The sequence below is a fragment of the Massilia sp. WG5 genome (assembly GCF_001412595.2).
GTDB lineage: Bacteria > Pseudomonadota > Gammaproteobacteria > Burkholderiales > Burkholderiaceae_D > Telluria.
This window is the reverse complement of record NZ_CP012640.2, coordinates 5,949,260-5,967,461: the sequence shown is the minus strand read 5'-3', so window position 1 is coordinate 5,967,461 and position 18,202 is coordinate 5,949,260. Positions and strand designations below refer to the sequence as shown.

The 18,202-nt window shown below is 68.3% G+C and carries 18 protein-coding genes; 8 read left to right on the top strand and 10 right to left on the bottom strand.

Annotated elements, in window-relative coordinates; genetic code table 11:
* A complete protein-coding gene (locus tag AM586_RS26680; RefSeq protein ID WP_047822806.1) occupies positions 1 to 1,650 on the bottom strand; it encodes a benzoate-CoA ligase family protein in 1,650 nt (549 codons plus the stop codon).
* 156 nt (positions 1,651 to 1,806) lie between these two features.
* Between AM586_RS26680 and AM586_RS26675 the strand changes: the two genes are divergently transcribed.
* Entirely contained in the window at positions 1,807 to 2,190 is a 384-nt protein-coding gene (locus tag AM586_RS26675; RefSeq protein ID WP_047822805.1) for an SgcJ/EcaC family oxidoreductase, read from the top strand.
* Here the strand turns inward: AM586_RS26675 and AM586_RS26670 are convergent.
* A complete protein-coding gene (locus AM586_RS26670) occupies positions 2,187 to 4,355 on the bottom strand; it encodes a TonB-dependent siderophore receptor (protein WP_052233325.1) in 2,169 nt (722 codons plus the stop codon). The two genes, AM586_RS26675 and AM586_RS26670, sit on opposite strands and share 4 nt — an antisense overlap.
* Before the next feature lie 196 nt (positions 4,356 to 4,551).
* Between AM586_RS26670 and asd the strand changes: the two genes are divergently transcribed.
* Positions 4,552 to 5,406, top strand: coding sequence for an archaetidylserine decarboxylase (asd, locus tag AM586_RS26665; protein ID WP_047822803.1), 855 nt, complete (start codon positions 4,552 to 4,554; stop codon positions 5,404 to 5,406).
* A gap of 30 nt (positions 5,407 to 5,436) precedes the next feature.
* Here the strand turns inward: asd and AM586_RS26660 are convergent, their stop codons facing one another.
* Complete coding sequence (locus AM586_RS26660) at positions 5,437 to 6,348, bottom strand: LysR family transcriptional regulator (RefSeq protein ID WP_047822801.1); 912 nt, start codon at positions 6,346 to 6,348, stop codon at positions 5,437 to 5,439.
* A gap of 127 nt (positions 6,349 to 6,475) precedes the next feature.
* On the opposite strand from AM586_RS26660, the gene AM586_RS26655 reads away from it, so the two are divergent.
* The 3 genes from AM586_RS26655 (at position 6,476) to AM586_RS26645 (ending at position 8,534) form a co-directional block, all read left to right on the top strand.
* On the top strand, positions 6,476 to 7,069 hold the full coding sequence (locus AM586_RS26655; RefSeq protein ID WP_047822799.1) for an FMN-dependent NADH-azoreductase: 594 nt from the start codon (positions 6,476 to 6,478) through the stop codon (positions 7,067 to 7,069).
* A gap of 76 nt (positions 7,070 to 7,145) precedes the next feature.
* Entirely contained in the window at positions 7,146 to 8,015 is an 870-nt protein-coding gene (locus tag AM586_RS26650) for a pirin family protein (RefSeq protein ID WP_047822798.1), read from the top strand.
* A gap of 24 nt (positions 8,016 to 8,039) precedes the next feature.
* A complete protein-coding gene (locus AM586_RS26645; protein WP_109370535.1) occupies positions 8,040 to 8,534 on the top strand; it encodes a hypothetical protein in 495 nt (164 codons plus the stop codon).
* On the opposite strand, the gene AM586_RS26640 is transcribed toward AM586_RS26645, so the two are convergent.
* The gene (locus AM586_RS26640) at positions 8,512 to 9,684 is read right to left on the bottom strand and encodes an acyltransferase (RefSeq protein WP_047822797.1); all 1,173 of its coding nucleotides are present in this window, start codon (positions 9,682 to 9,684) and stop codon (positions 8,512 to 8,514) included. The genes AM586_RS26645 and AM586_RS26640 overlap by 23 nt on opposite strands.
* A gap of 103 nt (positions 9,685 to 9,787) precedes the next feature.
* Between AM586_RS26640 and AM586_RS26635 the strand changes: the two genes are divergently transcribed.
* Entirely contained in the window at positions 9,788 to 10,765 is a 978-nt protein-coding gene (locus AM586_RS26635; RefSeq protein WP_047822796.1) for a succinylglutamate desuccinylase/aspartoacylase family protein, read from the top strand.
* 2 nt (positions 10,766 to 10,767) lie between these two features.
* On the opposite strand, the gene AM586_RS26630 is transcribed toward AM586_RS26635, so the two are convergent.
* From AM586_RS26630 to AM586_RS26610, 5 genes are read right to left on the bottom strand one after another with little or no spacing between them, the layout of a single operon-like run.
* Entirely contained in the window at positions 10,768 to 11,046 is a 279-nt protein-coding gene (locus AM586_RS26630) for a lipid-A-disaccharide synthase N-terminal domain-containing protein (RefSeq protein WP_047822794.1), read from the bottom strand.
* Positions 11,039 to 11,893, bottom strand: a complete 855-nt coding sequence (locus AM586_RS26625) for a phosphatase PAP2 family protein (protein ID WP_052233324.1) — start codon at positions 11,891 to 11,893, stop codon at positions 11,039 to 11,041. The genes AM586_RS26630 and AM586_RS26625 overlap by 8 nt, the downstream gene beginning before the upstream one ends.
* A gap of 4 nt (positions 11,894 to 11,897) precedes the next feature.
* Positions 11,898 to 13,535, bottom strand: coding sequence for a glycosyltransferase family 39 protein (locus tag AM586_RS26620; protein WP_082439558.1), 1,638 nt, complete (start codon positions 13,533 to 13,535; stop codon positions 11,898 to 11,900).
* Entirely contained in the window at positions 13,532 to 14,563 is a 1,032-nt protein-coding gene (locus AM586_RS26615; protein ID WP_229411055.1) for a glycosyltransferase family 2 protein, read from the bottom strand. Before AM586_RS26615 ends, AM586_RS26620 begins: the two co-directional genes overlap by 4 nt.
* Positions 14,556 to 15,578: an NAD-dependent epimerase/dehydratase family protein gene (locus tag AM586_RS26610; RefSeq protein WP_047822788.1), complete on the bottom strand. Its 1,023-nt coding sequence runs from the start codon at positions 15,576 to 15,578 to the stop codon at positions 14,556 to 14,558. Before AM586_RS26610 ends, AM586_RS26615 begins: the two co-directional genes overlap by 8 nt.
* A gap of 205 nt (positions 15,579 to 15,783) precedes the next feature.
* Between AM586_RS26610 and AM586_RS26605 the strand changes: the two genes are divergently transcribed.
* Positions 15,784 to 16,560, top strand: coding sequence for an ABC transporter substrate-binding protein (locus tag AM586_RS26605; RefSeq protein WP_047822786.1), 777 nt, complete (start codon positions 15,784 to 15,786; stop codon positions 16,558 to 16,560).
* 18 nt (positions 16,561 to 16,578) lie between these two features.
* Here the strand turns inward: AM586_RS26605 and sugE are convergent, their stop codons facing one another.
* A complete protein-coding gene (gene sugE / locus AM586_RS26600) occupies positions 16,579 to 16,899 on the bottom strand; it encodes a quaternary ammonium compound efflux SMR transporter SugE (RefSeq protein ID WP_047822784.1) in 321 nt (106 codons plus the stop codon).
* 168 nt (positions 16,900 to 17,067) lie between these two features.
* On the opposite strand from sugE, the gene AM586_RS26595 reads away from it, so the two are divergent.
* On the top strand, positions 17,068 to 18,129 hold the full coding sequence (locus tag AM586_RS26595) for an alkene reductase (RefSeq protein WP_047822782.1): 1,062 nt from the start codon (positions 17,068 to 17,070) through the stop codon (positions 18,127 to 18,129).
* The last annotated feature ends 73 nt before the right edge of the window (positions 18,130 to 18,202 follow it).

The window sequence follows — 18,202 nt, the reverse complement described above, 5'->3', positions numbered from 1 at the left end:
TCACGATTCGCGAAGTTTGAAGCGCTGCAGCTTGCCCGTTTCGGTGCGCGGCAGCTTGTCGGTAAAACGCACGGCGCGCGGGTATTTATAGGGCGCGATGCGCTCCTTGACGAAGTCCTGCAGCGTGCGCACCAGTTCCGGCGATGCCTCGACGCCGGGCTCGAGCACGATATGGGCTTCGACGATCTGGCCGCGCTCCTCGTCGGCGCGTCCCACCACGCCGCACTCGAGCACCGCCGGATGGCTCAGCAGCACCTCCTCGACCTCGGCGCCGGCGATGTTGTAGCCGGCCGAGATGATCATGTCATCCGTCCTCGCGCGGTAATGGAAGTAACCGTCGGCGTCCATCTCGTAGGCGTCGCCGGTCAGGTTCCAGCCGTTCAGCACGTACTGGCGCTGGCGCTCGTCGGCCAGGTAGCGGCAGCCGGTCGGTCCCTTGACCGCCAGCCGTCCGATCACGCCGGGGCCGACCGGCTCGCCCTTCGCATCGAGGATGCAGGCCGCATAGCCCGGCACCGGCTTGCCGGTCGCGCCGGGCCGCACGTCCGCGCCGCTGGCGGAGATGAAGATGTGCAGGAGCTCGGTGGCGCCGATCCCGTCGATCATCTCGATGCCGGTGGCGGCGCGCCAGGCGTCGCGGGTGGCCAGCGGCAGCGCTTCGCCGGCCGACACGCAGGCGTGCAGCGACGCGATATCGTGCCCGGGGACCAGCGGCGTCATCTGGCGGTAGAAGGTCGGCGCGGTGAAGCACACGGTGGCGCGGAAGCCTTCGATGGCCGCCAGCAGGCCCTCGGGCGTCAGCTTCTCCAGCAGCACCGCGGCCGCGCCCACGCGCAGCGGGAACAGCAGCAGGCCGCCGAGGCCGAAGGTGAAGGCCAGCGGCGGCGTGCCGATGAAGACATCATTCGCGCGCGCGCCCAGCGTGTGCTTCGGGAAGCAGTCGCAGATCGCCAGCACGTCGCGATGGAAGTGCATGGTGCCTTTCGGGACACCGGTGGTGCCCGAGGTGAAGCTGATCAGGCAGATGTCGTCGGCCGCCGTTTCCAGCGCCGCGAAGGGCGCGTCGTGCCGCGCCATGCGCGCTTCCAGGCTATCCGGATCGCCGGGGTCGTCGAAATACACCGCCGGCGCATGGCCGGCCGACTGCGCCAGCGCGGTATCCAGTTCCGCCGCCAGCGCCCGTGCGCACAGCACCGCGTCCACCTTCGCCTTGTCGAGGATCACGCCCAGCTCGCGCGCGCGCAGCAGCGGCATGGTCGGCACCGCGATCAGGCCGGCCTTCAGCACGGCCAGGATGGCGGCCGCCATCATCGGGCAATTCGCGCCGCGCAGCAGCACGCGATTGCCCGGCGCCAGGCCCATCTCCGTGCGCAGCACGTGGGCGATGCGGTCGACCTGGCGCTGCAGCTCGGCATAGCTCCAGTCCAGGTGCGCGCCCAGCACGGCGCGGCGCGCGCCGCGGCCCTCGGCCACATGGCGGTCGAGCAGCTCGGCCACGCAGTTCAGGCGCGCCGGGTACTGCAGTTCAGGGAGATCGAAGAGGAAATCGGGCCATTCGCCGGCCGGCGGGAGATGGTCCCGCGCGAAGCTGTCGACGTAGGCCGAAGGGCTTAACTCTGCAGCGACCGAGCTTGCCAATGAGCTTGTCATGAAACGCTCCGGAGAAAAGAACGGTTCGGCGGATGCCGGAAGATACTTTAAACCTAAAGCATTTATGGGACAAGCAAAATTGTTTTTTTAGAAAAGGAATCCGCGTATGATCAATCGTGTTTCATAGCTCATTACCGCGAACCGAAAGGACAGCCGATGGCCCTGAAAGATGAAATCCAGGCGGCGCAGGACCGCCTCGCCGAAGCAATCTCCGCGCGCGACGCCCGCCGCGCGGCCTCCCTCTACACCGACGACGCACGCCTGATCCCGCAGGGGGCGCCCGCCTGCATCGGCCCCGACGCGATCGCCGCCTTCTTCGCGGGCGCCTTCGCCAACGGCATCGCCGGCGCGCGCTTCAGCACCGACGACGTCGACGGCGACGACGCCCGGGCGAGCGAAGTCGGCAGCTACGCGCTGTATGCGGGGGCGCCGGACGGCGAACCCGTGCTCGCCGGCGAGGGACGCTACCTGGTCGTCTGGCGCAAGGTCGACGGCAGCTGGCGCCTGCACCGCGACATGTTCAACACAGCCCAGGCTTAGAACTTCATCTCCAGCGTCGCCCGCACGCTGCGGTACACCGGATTCAGCGTGCGGCTGGTCTGGGTGCCCACGCCCGGGGTCGTGTAGCTGCTCTGGCTGAGCGTGTCCTGGGCCAGCAGGTTGGCGGTCGCCACGCGCAGCTGCAGCTTCGGATTGAATTTCCACAGCGCGTACAGGTCCAGGTCGCGCCGCACCGACTGGTAGCTGATCTGCCTGTCCGAGATGCGTACGAAGCCGCCGTTCTTGAAGACATAGCTGCCGCCGAGCGTCAGCGGACCGGTCCGGTAGTCGGCGCCCAAAGTGGCCGACAAGGGAGTCTGGCCGTCCAGGCGGTTGTCCGGGCCCGGCACCGAGTCCACCGTCGACCAGTTGCGCGACAGGCTGGCGCGCAGGTCGAGCTTGGTGGTGGTCGCCATCACGGCCTTCAGCGGGAACTTGGCTTCCAGTTCGAGGCCGTAGGTGCGGGCGTTGCCGTTGTTGGTCGGGGTCGAGACCCAGCGCGCGCCGTCGAACACGATCAGGTTGCGCGTGTAGTCGGTGATGCGGCGGCTCGACACGCTGGCGGACAGCAGCGCGCCCTCGGCCCAGTAGTGCTCGTAGGAGGCGTCGATGCCCAGCGCCAGCTCGGGCTTGAGGTGCGGGTTGCCGATCGAATCCGGTTCGGTCTGGCTGTTGTTGACCGAGGTGAAGCGGTGCGGGATGATCTGCTGCTGGCCCGGCGCCTTGTAGGTGCGGGTCACGGCCAGGCGCAGCTGGTCGCCCTTGGTGCCCGGCAGCTTGTACAGGGTCTGCGCCACCGGGCTCAGGACCGAGGAGCTGTTCTTCACCTCGGCGTAGGTATTGCCGGCGGTCGAGGTGCGGATGCCTTCCCAGCGCGCGCCCAGGTACACCGACCAGGCCGGGGTCACGTTCCACTCGTCCTGGGCATACACGGCCAGGCGCGAGACCGTCGATTCGTAGAACTCGTCGCCGCCCGGCAGCGAAACATCGGGGGCCGCGGCGTCGCGCTCCAGACGCGCATCGTCGCCGGTCTGGTAGCCGCCGTCCCAGCCGAAGGCCAGCGCATGGCCGTCGAAGCGGCCGCTCGTGTACTTGCCGGTCGACGTCAGGCCGCGCACGGCGGCATCGGACTTGATGAAGGCGCGCAGCGGGCCGGCCGCCGGATTGCCGCTGCCGAAGCGATAGGTCACGTTGCCGGCGCCGACGTACAGGCCGCTCAGCTTGGCGTCCAGCTTGCCGCCCGATTCGAACTTGTGCACCCAGTTCAGCTCTTCGCGGAACACGTGGTTATGGTTGGTCATGTCCTGGTCGAGCCGCGGATAGGCCGGCAGCGGTCCGAGCAGGGTCTCGACATTGCCCGCTTCGGACTGGCTGAAATTGGCCCAGTTGGCGAAGGTCTGCGAGGTCAGGGTATCGCCGTTGTCGAAGCTGTAGTTCAGGCGCGGCGTCATGTTCACGGCGCTGATCCTGGCGTCCTGCGGCGTTTCGCTGCGGCGCAGGCCGGTCATGAGGCCCTGGGGATCGACGAAGCTTTCGATCGTCTCGGGATCGTTGGTGAAGCGGTTCTGGAAGCCGTTCGCGGCGAAGGAATAGGACAGCTTGCCGAGCTTGTCGGACAGCTGCAGGCTGGCGGTCGGGCTGTTCATGGCGGCGCCGTGGCCATAGCCCAGCTTCAGCTCGCGCTGGGCGGCCTTCACGGCCTTCTTCAGCACGATGTTGACGGTGCCGGCGATCGACTGGGTCGAGAACTCGGCGCTGGCGGCGCGCAGCACCTCGATCCGCTCGATGACGTCCGGCGACAGCGAGCTGATGTCGAAACCCTGCGGCGCGCGCTCGCCGTTGATCAGGACCTGCGTATAGCCGCTGCCCAGGCCGCGCATGCGGATCTCGCCGCCGCGGCCGTTGCTGCTGATGGTCACGCCGGGCACGCGCTTGAGCACGTCCAGCACATTGGTGTCGCCGTATTTGACGATCTCGGCGTTGTTGACGACGATCTTGCTGGCGGTGTCGTCGCGGCGCGGATCGTAGGCCTCGGCGGCGCCCTTCACCTCGACCTGCTGGATCTTGCTGTCGGGCCCCTGCTGGGCATGGGCCGGATTGGCGGTGGCGGCCGCGACGGCGGCAGCGGCGAGGGTCAGGCGGAATGGATGCGTGGCGGCTGGCATGTCAATCTGTTCATGTTGAAATGGACGGCCATTCTCCATCAGAAGCAGCTCATTTTGTTGCTAGCGCGGTAATATTTTTGATATGCATGTACCAACAGAATATGCATGCATATAAAAATCGATGTCAAAATGCAACTCTCGCCCACTTGTCCGGGCTGGCCGTTATAATCGGACATCTTTTATTCGAGGTTTCACCGTGTCCGATCGCCTTAAAGTCCTGCCGCAATACCTGCTGCCCAAGCAGCGCCTGACGACCTTCGCCGGCCGCGTCGCCGGGGCCAAGGGCGGCACGATCACGACCCGCCTGATCCGCTGGTTCGTCGGCAAGTACGGCGTCAACATGGCCGAAGCCGAGAATGCGGACATCGCCAGCTACACCAGCTTCAACGACTTCTTCACCCGTCCGCTGAAGGCCGGCGTGCGGCCGCTGGCGGATGCCGCCTTCGTCTGCCCGGTGGATGGCGCGATCAGCCAGTTCGGCGCGATCGACGACCACCATATCCTGCAGGCCAAGGGCCACCGCTTCACCACCACCGAACTGGTGGGCGGCGACGCCGAACTGGCAAAGCAGTTCCAGCACGGCAGCTTCGCCAATCTGTATCTGTCGCCGAAGGATTACCACCGCCTGCACATGCCCTGCGACGGCAGGCTGACCCGCATGATCTACGTGCCGGGCGCCCTGTTCTCCGTGAACCCGACCACGGCGCGCGGCGTGCCCAACCTGTTCGCCCGCAACGAGCGCGTGGTCTGCGTGTTCGAATCCGAGCAGTACGGCCCCTTCGTGATGGTGCTGGTCGGCGCCACCATCGTCGGCAGCATGGCCACCGTGTGGCACGGCGTGGTCAACCCGAAGCGCCCGCAGAAGATCAGCGAGTGGCGCTACGACGACCAGAAGATCGTGCTGAAGAAGGGCGAAGAGATGGGACGCTTCCTGCTCGGCTCGACCATCGTGATGCTGTTCAAGGCGAAGACGATCGAGTTCAACCAGGACTGGGCGCCCGAGCGTTCGGTGCGCCTCGGCGAAAAGATGGGCGATTTTACCGGCGGCTGAACGCCGTCCCGGCGACGGCGGGGACGGCGGTCAAGCCTGCTGCCCCGCCCGCGCGCAGCACGCCTCTTCCAGCATGTCCAGGAAGGCCCGCGTCTTGGCCGGCATGAGTCGCCGGCCGGGAAAAACGGCCCAGCCGTGCGCCGACGGGAATTCCCACTCCGGCAGCACGCGCACCAGTTCCCCCTTCTGCACATAAGGCTGGACGAACAGCGTCGAACTGGCGGCGATGCCGGCGCCGCCGGCGGCAATGCGCGCCAGCAGCTCAGGCGAGTTCGCCGTCAGGCGCGCCCGCACCGCACGTTCCCAGCGCGTCTTGCCGCGCTCCAGCACCCAGGGGGTGGGGCCGCCGTTGCGGCTCAGGAGGCACAGCAGATCGTGCGCCGACAGGTCGTCCGGATGTTCGGGCAGGCCATGCTGCCCGATATAGGAAGGCGCGGCGTACAGCCCGAAGCGTTCCAGCGAGACCCGGCGCGCGTTGAGGCTCGAATCGTCCGGCAGGTCGCCCATGCGGATCGCGATGTCGAAACCCTCGGCCACCAGGTCGACCCGGCGCGGCGACAGGTCGAGTTCCAGCGTCACCGCCGGATAGCGCGCGGTAAAGCGGGCGATCAGGTCGGTCAGGTACAGGTTCGCGAAGTCGCCCGGCATCGAGATCCGCAATTTCCCGCTCGGCTTGGCCTGGCGGTGCTGGGCCAGCGCGCCGGCCGCCTCCACCTCCTCGGCCACCTTGCGCGCATGTTCGAGCAGGCTCTCGCCGAATTCGGTCAGCACCAGCCGGCGCGTGGTGCGCTGCAGGAGCCGTTCGCCGAGGCTGGCTTCGAGCAGCGCGATGCGGCGCGAGACGGTCGATTTCGGCAGGTTCAGGCGTTGCGCGGCCATGCTGAAGCTGCCCGACTCGACGATGCGGGCGAACAGCAGCATGTCGTTGGCTTCGATATCCATGGTCGCTCCTGATTGTTCCACTGGTTGAATAATGTTATCCATTCTAACGCCTTCCGCACGATAGATGGAACCATTAAAGTGTCTACATCGAAATACCAACCGACACGACAAACACCAAGGAGCCACCATGAACATCCTGCAGATCAATTCCAGCGTCCGCGGCGCCAATTCCGAATCGAACCGCGTGGCCGGCAACATCGTCGCCAGGCTGAGCGCCGCCAACCCGGGCGCCAGCGTCACCGTGCGCGACCTCGGCGCCAAGGCCCATCCGATCCTGGACGAAGCCGCCCTGGGCGCCCTGTTCACCCCGGCCGACCAGCGCACGCCCGAGCAGGCTGCCCGCGTGGCCCTGGACGACGCCCTGATCGCCGAAGTGCAGGCCGCCGACGTGGTCGTGATCGGCGCCCCGATGTACAACTTCGGCATGCCGATCCAGCTGAAAGCCTGGTTCGACGCGATCGCCCGCGCCGGCGTCACCTTCCGCTATACGGAATCCGGTCCGGAAGGCCTGCTGAAGGGCAAGAAGGTGTTCGTGGCCACTTCGCGCGGCGGCATCTATCCGGAAGACGCGGATCCGCAAGTGCCGCACATCCGCATGCTGCTGAACTTCCTGGGCATGACCGAATCCACCTTCGTCTACTCGAACGCGCAGGCGATGGGTCCGGAAGCAGCGGGCAAGGGCCAGGCCGAGGCCGACGCGGTCGTCGCCGCCATCGCCTGAAGCGCCGGCCCGACGCAGTAGCGCCATGCATTCGCCGCGGCCCAGGGCCGCGGTGTTACTTTACAAGGAGATCGACATGGAACAGCAATTGGCAGTAGAACGTGTTGAACGGAGCCGCCACATCGAACGCCTCATCGGCGGCCAGTTCGTGATGGATGGCGCCGGCGTCAAGATCAACCGCGTCCTGACCCAGCCGCTGCAGCGCCGTCTCGATCCCTTCCTGATGCTGGACGCCTTCGGCAGCGACAAGGCCGGCGACTACATCGCCGGCTTTCCGGAGCACCCGCACCGCGGCTTCGAGACCGTCACCTACATGCTGGCCGGACGCATGCGCCACCGCGACAGCGCCGGCAACGAAGGCCTGGTGAGCGATGGCGGCGTGCAGTGGATGACGGCGGGCCGCGGCGTGATCCACTCCGAGATGCCCGAGCAGAACGAGGGCCTGATGGAAGGCTTCCAGCTGTGGCTGAACCTGCCCGCCGGCGACAAGATGAGCGCACCCTGGTATCGCGACATCCCGAACGAGGAAGTGCCGCGCTTTGCGCTGCCTTCCGGCGCCGCAGTGCAGGTGATCGCCGGCAGTTCGCACGGCGTGGACGGCGCCGTGCAGCGCGAGGCGACGCAGCCGCTGTACCTGGACATCGACCTGCCCGCGGGCGAGACCTTCGAGCAGGCGCTGCCGGCCGGACATAATGCCTTCTTCTACGTCTACCGCGGCGAGGTCGTGGTCGACGGCAAGGCGGTGCCGCAGGCGCGCATGGCGATCCTCGACAATGCGAAGGAAGCCGACGGCGTGCGCATCAAGGCCAGCGTGGACAGCCGCCTGATCCTGCTCGCCGGCCGCCCGCTGAACGAGCCGATCGCCCAGTACGGCCCCTTCGTGATGAACACGAATGCCGAGGTCTTCCAGGCGGTCGAGGATTTTCGGGCGGGCCGGTTCGCTTGAGCGCTCTTCCGCTACACTAGCGGTATGCCGCTGATACCTGTAATTACTTCCCTGCTCGGGCGCGCCAGCCGCGCGCTCGGGCTGGAAACCATCGATGCCTTCCCGCCGGGCCACCGCTACGCGGACACCCGCTGGGACAAGGCCTATTTCGACATCCCCTCCGACTACAAGCCGGAGCGGATCGAGCAGGCCATGGCCGACGCCATCACGAACACGCCCAGCGTCTTCGCGTATATCGCGCATCCGACCCCGCGCATGCAGCGCGCCCTGCTGGCCGTGATCCACGCACGCCTGCGCCGCGGCGGCACGCCGCCGAACGAGCTCCTCGCGATGCTGGTCGACGCCTACGCCGGCCCGCGCACGCCCGAGGCCCTGCCCGGCCTGCGCGCGGCGATCGCCTCGACCGAAGGCTACGATCCGTCGATGCGGGTGGCCCACCTGGCGGCCTGGCTGGCCGACATGCCGGCCGCCTTCGACGTCATCGACGCCGCCGACATCATCGAATCCCGGCGGCCCTGACGCCGCCCGAAGCCGCGCCATTGCCCGGCACATAGCGCTCGCGCAGCCGCATGAAGGGCGTCTCGACCAGGCGGTACAGGAACCAGCCGGCCAGCACCGAGGCCGCCAGCGCCGCCGCGATCGTCAGCGGATGTTCCGGTCCGTAGCCCGCTGCGGCCAGTGGCCGTGCGACCAGGATCCCGACCTGCTTGTGCAGCAGGTAGATCGCGTAGGACCATTGCGCCAGCCTGGACGCGCCCGGCACCCGGATGCGGTGCAGCGGCGAGTCGGGCGCCAGCGCCGCCAGGATCAGCAGCGCACAGGCCAGCGCCAGCAGCGGATAGCCGAACACGGTGGTCGAGAAGCCGTAGTGGTCGACCAGGAAGCAGCGCAGCGCCAGCGCACCGGCCGCGAGACCCGCCGCCAGCAGCAGCCTGCCCTGCCCCATCAGGCGCGCCCAGGCGCCGCCATGGGTTTGCTTCAGCAGCGCCAGCGCCACCCCGGCCAACAGTTCGTCGAAGCGGCAGAAGCTGGAGTAATAAATGTATTTGTAATAGAAGTGCAGCCAGTTCGTCTCTTCCTGGCCATGCAGCCATAGTCCGGCGCGGATCGCCATCCCCGTCGAGAAGGCCAGCGCGAACACGGCCCAGGCCCAGCGGCGTCTGACGCCGCGCCTGCCCAGCGCCACCGCAAGCAGCGCGCAGGCCGGCAGCAGCATATAGAACTGCTCCTCGATGCACAGCGACCAGGCATGGGAAAAGGCAGTGCCCGGCTCGAGGCCGATATTCTGGGTGAAGCTCAGGTACTGCCACAGCGGCAGCATGGGCGTGCTGCCGCGGAATGCCGGCCACAGCGCATACAGGGCCAGAACGACATAGAAATTCGGCAACGTGCGCAGCAGGCGACGCGCGTAGAAGCGGCCCAGCGATAGGCCTTGGGGCCGGCGCAGCGCCTGGAAGATCTGGTTGCCGATCAGGTAGCCGGACAAGGCGAAAAACAGGTCGACGCCGGCCCAGCCGATCTCGCCGACCCAGCCGAAGCTGTCCGTGCCGCTGACGAACAGCACGTAATTGTGCAAGACCACCAGCGTCACGGCCAGCGCGCGCAGGGTATCGAGACCATGAACACGTGTTGATGCGCGCGGTGATGCGCGGACGGATGCGCTGCTCATGTGGGAGATCGTCGACGAAAACGCCGGATGATGCCACGTGGTCTCCCTCGTGCCAAGGTTTCCGATAAAATGCCCGCACCGATATTTCCTTGGAACACTACGCATGAGCGCCAACCCAAGCCAGCTGCACTTCAAATCCGTTAACTACACCGGCCAGGGACCAGGCCCGCGCGTCATCATCATGGGCGCGACCCACGGCAACGAGATCTGCGGCACCCAGGCCATTACCCGCGTGATGGCGGAACTCGACGCCGGACAGCTCCGCATCGTCAATGGCAGCGTGACCTTCGTGCCGATCGTGAATCCGCTGGCCTACGCCAAGAACACCCGCTCGGGCGACCGTAACCTGAACCGCGACCTGTCGCCGAAGGAAAACCCGCAAGACTTCGAAGACCGCGTCGCCAACTGGCTGTGCCCGCTGCTGGCCCAGCACGACGTGCTGCTCGACCTGCACTCCTTCAATGCCGCCCACGGCGAGCCCTTCGTGATGGTCGGCCCGCTGGACAACGAAGGCAGCCTGGAACCCTTCCGTCACATGCGCGCCGAACGCGCGCTGGCGCGCCGCCTGGGCGTACGCCGCTTCGTGACCGGCTGGATGGCGGCCTACGGCGGCGGCGTGCAGCGCCGCTCCCGCGGCAACGCGGCCGAGCTGGAAACCGTGCTGCGCTACGGCATGGGCACCACCGAATACATGCGCAGCACCGGCGGCTATGCGCTGACCCTGGAATGCGGCCAGCACCTCGACCCGCAGGCGCCGGAAGTGGCCTACCGCGCGATCATGAACACCCTGGCCCACCTGAAGCTGATCGACGCACCCGAACCGCAGCCGATTCCCTTCGAAGAGATGGAGGCGCTGCAGATGGTGGTGGTGCACGACAAGCTCGACGCCGGCGACAGCTTCACCCGCACCTGGGCCAGCTTCGACCCGGTGCAGGAAGGCGAGCAGATCGGCGTCCGCGCCGACGGCAGCCCGGTGACCGCCGAATTCTCGGGCCGCATCCTGTTCCCGGACGTGAACGCAAGCCCCAACCATGAGTGGTACTACCTGACCCGTCCCAACCCGCAGTTCGGCCGCGAATAAGGCTAGCCGCTCTTCGCCTGCGCCCGGTCGATGCGAATCAGGCGCAGGTTGCGCAGGTAGATCGCCACCCCCAGCCCCTGGCCGGCGACGAACACCGGGTCGCGCCGGTGCAGCGCGTACGCGAGCAGCACCAGCGCACCCAGGATGCTCAGGTACCAGAACGAGACCGGGATCACGCTGCGGCGCTGGCGTTCGCTGACTAGCCACTGGATCACGAAGCGGCCCATGAACAGGACCTGGCCGCCGAAACCGACCAGCAGCCACCAGCCATCTTCACCCATCGATCCTCTCCTTGATCTGCTGGCGCGACGGCGTGCGCCGCCATCGCAGGCGCCGCCAGGCCCGCCAGCGCAGCAGCCCGCGCAGCCGCGGCAGCATCAGCGCCATTTCCCACACGCCCCATACGAGGCTGACGCAGCCGATCAGGCGCTGCGCCGGCAGCACGGCCGGGATGCGGATATGCGTGCTCACCAGCAGCGCCGCCGCGACGCCGGCCAGCAGCAGGCCTGCCAGGAAGCCGCCCGGTCCCGAAGTGCGCCATCCCCAACGCGCCTGCATCGTCAAACCGAGCCAGGCGCCCAGCCAGCCGCCGAGCATGCCCCACAAGATGTCGACCGGCCAGTGCACGCCCACCATGATGCGCGACAGGCCCACCAGCGTGGCGAGCAGCAGGATCGTCGTGCGCAGCAACAACCCGCCAGCCACGCCCATGACCCAGATCCCGGCCAGCGCGAAGGCCGCCGCCGCGTGGCCGGAGGGGAAGGACACGTGGCGGAATGCCGGGCCGGCCTGGAAAAACTGGCCGGGCGCCAGCACTGCGAGCGGGCGCGGCATGTCGATGAACTGCTTGGTCACCTGGGTCCAGAGCCCGGCGAAGACGGCGGCGGCCAGCGCCGCCCAGAAGCAATGCGGCAGGCGCCGGATGCATGGCAGCACCAGGGCCAGCGCCACCGCGCCATCGCCCAGCATGGTGAGGTGCAGCCAGAACAACTGGCCGAGCGGATGACCCGCATGGTTCAGCGCCAGGAAGACGGGGCGGTTGGCGCCCGTCGCGAGGACCAGCGCCAGCAGCGCCAGCCCGGCGGCGGGCGGCAGCCAGACCCAGGGGGAGCGCAGCGGCGCCGGCATCGCCTCACTCCGGCAGGCGGGCCAGCACGATGCCGCCCTTGCGGTACAGCAGCTGGAACGGCCCCTGGGCAGCGAGTGCATCCAGCGCGTCGCTGCGGGTCAGGATCACCTGGCCCGGCCGTGGCGACGCCGTGGCCGGCGTGACGGCGCCGCGGTAGACCGAGAAGCTGGGCATGTTGATGCGCCAGCCGTGCACCTGCCAGCCGCCCCGGCGCGCCAGCAGCGCCGCCTCCTTGACCGGCCCCTGCTGCAGCTCGGCCAGCGCCGGCAGCAGCAGGCCGGTCAGTGCCAGCGAACACAGCAGTCCGACGGCGGCCAGGCGCCGCCACAGCGCTGCGCCACGCCACAGCGCCAATCCGAGCGCAGCCGCCAGCAGCGCCAGCACGCCGAGCTGCCAGGCGGTGCCGAACGCCTCGGTCCGGCCCAGGGCCTCGCGCATATAGGGATTGCGGATGCCCGGTGCGAACCGCTCCAGCAGCCGGGGCAGGGCCGCCACCAGCGCGAGGAAGAGCAGCGGCGGCGCGAAGGCCAGCAGCGTCGAGCGCAGTTCGCGGCGCCGCCGCGCCATCAGGACGAACAGCGGCGTCGCCCCGTACAGCAGGTAGTGCGGCAGCTTGGTGCCGGCCAGCGAAAAGAACACGAGAACGAACAGGAACCAGCACCAGAGGAAGCTGTCGAGCGGCGTGGCCTTCATGCGACGCAGGCCGGGCAGCGTGCGCAGGAACAGGCCGGTATACGGCAGCAGCAGGAGCAGCATGGCCGGCAGGTAGTACAGCAGGCTGCCGCCATGCCCCTGCAGCGGCGACAGGAAGCGCTCGACATTGTGGCGCAGGAAGAAGCCGGCCAGGAAGGCGTCGCCGCGGCGCCCGTATTCCAGCAGATACCAGGGCATGGACACCGCCAGCAGGATCGCCCAGCCGACAGGATCGCGCAGCGCGCGCCACCAGTCCGCCGCCCTGCCCCGCAGCGCAAAGAAGAGCAGGCTGGCTGCGCCGGGCACCAGCAGCGCCACCGGCCCCTTGGTCAGCAGGCCGAGCCCGATCCACAGGAAGGCGCGCCGCCGCAAGGCCGGGCGCGGCTCGACGGCGTAGCGGTAGATGTCGAACATGCTCAGCGCCAGGAACAGGTTGAGCAGCGCATCGGCGATCGCGCCGCGCCCGATGACCGTCAGGCCCGCGGTGCTGGCGGCGATGAAGGCCGCGGCATGGCCGGTGTCGCGGCCGAGGAAGCGGCGTGCGAAGGCGAGGATGGCCGCGATCCAGGCCGTTGCGGCCAGCGCCGACGGCAAGCGCAGCGCGAACTCGTCCAGACCCAGCAGCTGGACCGAAGCCGCCTGCAGCCAGTAGATCAGGATCGGCTTGTCGTAGCGCGGCTGGCCGTTCAGCCAGGTCGAGACATAGTCGCCGCGTTCGAGCATCTCGCGCGTGGCTTCGCCGAAGGCGCCCTCGTCGACGTCGAACAGGGGAATGCCGCCGAGCCGGAAGAACAGGCCGACGAACAGCGCGCCGAGCAGCGCCAGCGGCGCCATGAGCGGACGCAAACGCGGACGCAAACGCACAAGCGGCGCCGCCTGCGTGTCTGCCGGGGCCGGCAGCCGGGGCGGCGGGAACGAAGCACCCTGCCTGGCCGGACCGCCCTTCATGGCTGCCGTGCCGCGCCTGCGCGCGGGCCCTCGCCGCTGCGGGCATCGCTGCCGTCCGCGCCGAAGCCGCCCGGGTCGCCGAAGGTTTCGCGCACCAGGTAAGTACGGGCGGCGCCGACCTCGAAGTAGGTTCGCGCCAGCACTTCGGTGACGATGCCGGTGCAGACGAACTGCACGCCGATCACCACCAGCAGCACCGCCAGCAGCAGCAAGGGGCGGCTCGCGATGGGCTCGCCTTCCACCAGCTTCAGCCAGGCCAGCCAGGCCAGCGCCGCCATTCCGGCGAAGGCGCAGGCCAGGCCGATGCGTCCGAAGAAATGACCGGGGCTGGCGCGGAAGCGCACGAAGAAATACATCGAGAGCAGGTCGAGCAGGACCTTGAAGGTGCGCGACAGCCCGTACTTGGAGCGCCCGTGGATGCGCGGGAAGTGGCTGACCTCCTCTTCGCGGATGCGCTCGGGCGAGGTCACGGTCGCCATCCAGGTCGGGATGAAACGGTGCATCTCGCCGTACAGCCTGACTTCGCGCAGCACCGAGCTGCGGTAGACCTTCAGCGAACAGCCGTAATCGTGCAGGCGCACGCCGGTGACGGCGACGATCAGGCGGTTCGCCAGCCTCGAGGGCAGCTTGCGCAGCCAGAAGCTGTCCTTGCGCTCGCGGCGCCAGCCGACCAGCAGGTCGAGATCTTCGTCGAGCAGGCGGCGCACCATGCGCACGATGTCGTGCGGGTTGTTCTGCAGGTCGCCGTCCATGGTCGCGATCACGCTGCCGCGGGCAGCGTCGATGCCGGCCTGCATGGCGGCAGTCTGGCCGAAGTTGCGGCGCAGGATCACGGCCGCCAGGTGCCCGGGGCTGGCGGCCACGGCTTCGCGGATCCGATCGGCGGTGCGGTCCCGGCTGCCGTCGTCCACCAGGATCAGTTGCCAGGGCCAGGGACAGGCCGCCATCGCCGCCTGCACCTGGGTCGCCAGCGGCAGCACATTTTCTTCCTCGTCGTGCATCGGCACGACCAGGGACAGGCTATGCATGGCAGTCCCCATGGCGCTGGAACCACTCGACGAAGCGTCCGATGCCGGTGCGCAGCGGCGTGGCCGGGGTCCAGCCGATCGCCTGGCGCAGGGCGCGGGTGTCGGCGCAGGTGGCCGCCATGTCGGCCTGCGGCATCGGCCGCGCCAGCCGTTCGGCGCTGCGCCCGAGCGCATCCTCGAGAGCGTCGATGAAGGCCGACAGTTCCACCGGCTGCTGGTTGCCGACGTTATAGATCCGGAACGGCGCATGGCTGGCGGCCGGGTCCGGATGCGCCGGATCGAAGCCGGGGTCGGGCTCGGCCGGGCGCGCCGCCAGCCGCAGCACCGATTCGACCACATCGTCGACATAGGTGAAGTCGCGCAGCATGCGGCCGCCGTTGTAGACCTCGATGGGCAGGCCGGCGGCGATCGCGTTCGCGAACAGCATCGGCGCCATGTCGGGGCGGCCCCAGGGTCCGTAGACGGTGAAGAAGCGCAGGCCGGTGGTCGGCAGGCCGTACAGGTGGCTGTAGCTGTGCGCCAGCAGCTCGCCGCTGCGCTTGGTGGCGGCGTACACGCTGACCGGGTGGCCGGCCGGGTCGTGCTCGTCGAAGGGCAGGCGCCGGCTCGCGCCGTAGGTACTGGAACTGCTGGCGTAGAGGACGTGTCCGGCGCCGTGGCGGCGGCTGCACTCGAGCACGTTGGCCAGGCCCACCACATTGCTGGTCACGCATTCGATCGGCTGCGCAGAGGATTGCCGGACCCCGGTCCGGGCGGCCAGGTGAATGACCGTCTCGAAACGGTGGGCGCGGAACAGGCCCTCCAGGGCGCCGCCATCGGTGACGTCGACGCGGTGGAAGCGGAAGCCCGGCGCGTCGCCGATCTCGGCCAGGCGCCGCTCCTTCAGCCCGGATGCGGCAACCGGCGGGAAGCCGGGTCCGAGATGGTCGATGCCGACCACTTCATGCCCTTCGGCGAGCAGGCGCCGCGCCATGTGCATGCCGATGAAGCCGGCCACTCCCGTCAACAAGATCATCGATGTCCCCTGGTATGCGGATGGGGCGCTCCGGCCCCGGTTCGCCACCGAGTTTAGGCAGCCGGCACGGGCGCCATGCCGAACGGATCAAACGTGCGTCACCTCCCCTTCAGGAGCAAAGTTTTCAGGTCAATTGATCGGCGCGCGGCAGGGGGGCGCTTCGTGCGAAAATGGCGATGCCTGTCCAGGAACGACAACGATTACAATGAAGACTGAAGCAACGAGGGCGCGGCGCGCCCTGCGCCTGCTGGCGCTCGCCACCGGGCTGGCGGCCTGCGCCGGCGCATGGGGGATGGACGTGCGCGTCGCCGCGCAGGAAACCATCGCGCCGAAATGGGTGGCGCAACCCGAACGCGTCACCGGCATCTGCCCGGACGTCATGGCCGCGATCGAGCGCATCGAACCGCGCCTGCATTTCACCGGCTACCGCCGCAGCCGCTCGCTGCCTGGCATCGAAGCGGGGCTGGAATCGGGCAGCCTGGACGCCGCCTGCGGGCTGATCCCGACGCAACGGCGCCGCGCCATCGCGGTGCCGACCGGTAAGCCGGTGTACATGATCCGCCACCTGCTGGCGGCGCGCGCCGGCGACCCTGCCATGGTGCGCGACCTGCAGGACCTGGTGCGCCTGGGCGCGCTGGTCACCAGCCAGCGCGGTTCGGCGTTCACCGACCATCTGAAGGCGGCCGGCGTCAAGGTCGACGACGCCACCGACGACAACCGCGTGAACCTGAACAAGATCCTGGCCGGCCACGGGCGTTTCGCTTACGTGAACGAAATGGCGCTGCAGCATTACATCCGCAGCGAGCGCCTCGGATCGCGCTTGCGGGTGCTGCCGGCGGTGCTGGCTGCCGAGCCGTCCTATTTCTGGGTCAGCCGCAAGGCCGATCCCGCCCTCGCGGGCCTGCTCGGCGCCGCCATCGACAAGCTCAGTGCGAACGGCGAACTGGAGCGCATCCGCACGCGCTGGCTTGCCACGCGCTGAGCGGCGCGGCAGGACGCTTCAGGCCGGCGCGAGCAGCTTCAGGCCGACGATGCCGGCCACGATCAGCCCGATCGACAGCAGGCGCAGGGCGCCGGCCGGCTCGCCCAGCATCAGCATGCCGAACACGGCGGTGCCGACGGTGCCGATCCCGGTCCACACGGCGTAGGCGGTGCCGAGCGGCAGCGTGCGCAGCGCCAGGCCGAGCATGCCGACGCTGCCGGCCATGGTCGCCAGCGTGAACACGGATGGCCACAGGCGGCTGAACCCGGCCGTGTATTTCAGCCCCACGGCCCAGGCCACTTCCAGCAATCCGGCAATCACCAGATACGCCCAACTCATCGGCTTCTCCGCTCATCCATGCACAAAGGGCCGCAAGTATAGCACTCCCCGCTGCGCCCGATTTGTGACCCGCAGGCAAAAGCGGGACGGCCCCGGCAGGAATTCCGCGGCTGTCGTAAGATGGCGGCCGCCTTACTGAATTCCGAGTCAACAAGAACAGGAGTACTGATGACCACATTGTTTTCCCCTCTGAAAGTTGGCGCGCTGGAGCTGCCGAACCGCATCGTGATGGCGCCGCTGACCCGCTCGCGCGCCGGCGAAGCCCGCGTGCCGAACGCCATGATGGCCGAGTACTACGCGCAGCGCGCCTCGGCCGGCCTGATCCTGTCGGAAGCCACCTCGGTGACGCCGATGGGCGTGGGCTATGCCGACACCCCGGGCATCTGGTCCGACGAGCAGGTCGCAGGCTGGAAGCTGGTGACCGATGCCGTGCACAAGGCCGGCGGCCGCATCTTCCTGCAGCTGTGGCACGTCGGCCGCATCTCGGATCCGCTCTTCCTGAACGGCGACAAGCCGGTGGCGCCCTCGAGCATCAAGCCGGCCGGCCACGTCAGCCTGGTCCGTCCGATCAAGGAATACGAGACCCCGCGCGCGCTGGACCTGGAAGAGATCCCGGGCATCGTCGCCGCCTACCGCAAGGGCGCCGAGAACGCGAAGAAAGCCGGCTTCGACGGCGTCGAAGTCCATGGCGCGAATGGCTACCTGCTCGACCAGTTCCTGCAGGACAAGACCAACCAGCGCAAGGATGCCTACGGCGGCCCGATCGAAAACCGCGCCCGCCTGATGCTGGAAGTCACCGACGCCTGCATCGAGGTCTGGGGCGCCGACCGCGTCGGCATGCACCTGGCCCCGCGCCGCGACTCGCACGACATGGGCGATTCGACCCCTTCGGCAACCTTCGGCTACGTCGCCCGCGAGCTGGGCAAGCGCGGCATCGCCTTCATCTGCGCCCGCGAAGCGATCGGCGACGACCGCCTCGGCCCCGAACTGAAGAAAGCCTTCGGCGGCGTCTACATCGCCAACGAAAAGCTGACCCGTGAAAGCGCCGAGCAGCTGCTGAACAGCGGCGAAGCGGACGCGGTCGCCTGGGGCCAGTGGTTCATCGCCAACCCCGACCTGCCGGCGCGCCTGAAGCAGAACGCACCGCTGAATCCGGCGCGTCCTGAAAAGTTCTATGCACCGGGCCCGGAAGGCTATATCGACTATCCGGCGCTGCAGGCGAACGCCTGAGCCTTTCTGCCCTTCGATATATGCATGCATATATCGAAGGGTATTTACCTTCCCCGCCAGCCGTTCACGGCAG

Coding starts and splice junctions, on each gene's coding strand:
- AM586_RS26680 (WP_047822806.1), bottom strand. CDS start 1,650: ATGACAAGCTCATTGGCAAGCTCGGTCGCTGCAGAGTTAAGCCCTTCG.
- AM586_RS26675 (WP_047822805.1), top strand. CDS start 1,807: ATGGCCCTGAAAGATGAAATCCAGGCGGCGCAGGACCGCCTCGCCGAA.
- AM586_RS26670 (WP_052233325.1), bottom strand. CDS start 4,355: ATGCCAGCCGCCACGCATCCATTCCGCCTGACCCTCGCCGCTGCCGCC.
- AM586_RS26660 (WP_047822801.1), bottom strand. CDS start 6,348: ATGGATATCGAAGCCAACGACATGCTGCTGTTCGCCCGCATCGTCGAG.
- AM586_RS26655 (WP_047822799.1), top strand. CDS start 6,476: ATGAACATCCTGCAGATCAATTCCAGCGTCCGCGGCGCCAATTCCGAA.
- AM586_RS26650 (WP_047822798.1), top strand. CDS start 7,146: ATGGAACAGCAATTGGCAGTAGAACGTGTTGAACGGAGCCGCCACATC.
- AM586_RS26645 (WP_109370535.1), top strand. CDS start 8,040: ATGCCGCTGATACCTGTAATTACTTCCCTGCTCGGGCGCGCCAGCCGC.
- AM586_RS26640 (WP_047822797.1), bottom strand. CDS start 9,684: ATGAGCAGCGCATCCGTCCGCGCATCACCGCGCGCATCAACACGTGTT.
- AM586_RS26635 (WP_047822796.1), top strand. CDS start 9,788: ATGAGCGCCAACCCAAGCCAGCTGCACTTCAAATCCGTTAACTACACC.
- AM586_RS26630 (WP_047822794.1), bottom strand. CDS start 11,046: ATGGGTGAAGATGGCTGGTGGCTGCTGGTCGGTTTCGGCGGCCAGGTC.
- AM586_RS26625 (WP_052233324.1), bottom strand. CDS start 11,893: ATGCCGGCGCCGCTGCGCTCCCCCTGGGTCTGGCTGCCGCCCGCCGCC.
- AM586_RS26620 (WP_082439558.1), bottom strand. CDS start 13,535: ATGAAGGGCGGTCCGGCCAGGCAGGGTGCTTCGTTCCCGCCGCCCCGG.
- AM586_RS26615 (WP_229411055.1), bottom strand. CDS start 14,563: ATGCATAGCCTGTCCCTGGTCGTGCCGATGCACGACGAGGAAGAAAAT.
- AM586_RS26610 (WP_047822788.1), bottom strand. CDS start 15,578: ATGATCTTGTTGACGGGAGTGGCCGGCTTCATCGGCATGCACATGGCG.
- AM586_RS26605 (WP_047822786.1), top strand. CDS start 15,784: ATGAAGACTGAAGCAACGAGGGCGCGGCGCGCCCTGCGCCTGCTGGCG.
- sugE (WP_047822784.1), bottom strand. CDS start 16,899: ATGAGTTGGGCGTATCTGGTGATTGCCGGATTGCTGGAAGTGGCCTGG.
- AM586_RS26595 (WP_047822782.1), top strand. CDS start 17,068: ATGACCACATTGTTTTCCCCTCTGAAAGTTGGCGCGCTGGAGCTGCCG.